This window comes from Streptomyces sp. BE20 (assembly GCF_036322525.1).
Lineage (GTDB): Bacteria > Actinomycetota > Actinomycetes > Streptomycetales > Streptomycetaceae > Kitasatospora.
The window spans coordinates 1-639 of sequence record NZ_JAQYWW010000364.1 but is presented as its reverse complement, the minus strand read 5'-3'; the positions used below and the strand labels follow the sequence as shown (position 1 = coordinate 639).

At 70.4% G+C, this 639-nt stretch carries 1 protein-coding gene and 1 pseudogene; both read right to left on the bottom strand.

What is annotated here, in order from left to right:
- Positions 1 to 387 (bottom strand): ABC transporter permease (locus tag PUR61_RS02625; RefSeq protein WP_329875178.1); only part of this gene is annotated, 387 nt, incomplete at its 3' end.
- A pseudogene (locus PUR61_RS02620) lies at positions 384 to 639 on the bottom strand (ABC transporter); the annotation flags it as partial. The pseudogene PUR61_RS02620 and the gene PUR61_RS02625, both read right to left, overlap by 4 nt.

Here is a 639-nt window from a genome sequence, read left to right as displayed (position 1 = left end):
GACGAGGACCACGCTGGCGACCGACTGCAGCACGCTGCCGACGACGTGTCCGACGAGCACCGACGGGCGGTGGATCGCCATCGTGCGGAAGCGGGCGATGATGCCCTCGGTCATGTCGTTGGAGACGGACACCGCCGTCCCCACCGTGGTGCCGCCGATGGTCATCAGCAGGATGCCCGGGACGAGGTACGCGATGTAGGCGGCGCGGTCGGCGCCTCCGCCGAGGCCCGCGCTCATCACGTCGCCGAAGACGTAGACGAAGAGCAGCAGCAGCACGATCGGCGTGAGCAGCAGGTTCAGGGTGAGGGACGGGTAGCGCCGGGCGTGCAGGAGGTTGCGGCGCAGCATGGTCGAGGAGTCGCGGGCGGCGAGGGAGAACGAGCTCATCGGACAGCCTCCTCGGGCTGGTTCGGCGGGGTCGTGCCGCCGGTGAGGGCGAAGAAGACGTCGTCGAGGTCGGGGGTGTGGACGGTGAGTTCGTCGGCTTCGATGCCGGCGGTGTCGAGGTGGTCGAGGAGGGTGCGCAGGTGGCGCTGGCTGCCGTCGCCGGGGATCTGGAGGGTGAGGGCCTCGTCGTCGCGGGTGGTTTCGGGCAGTGCGGAGGTGGCGTTGCGGTAGGCGGTGGGGTCGGTGAAGCGG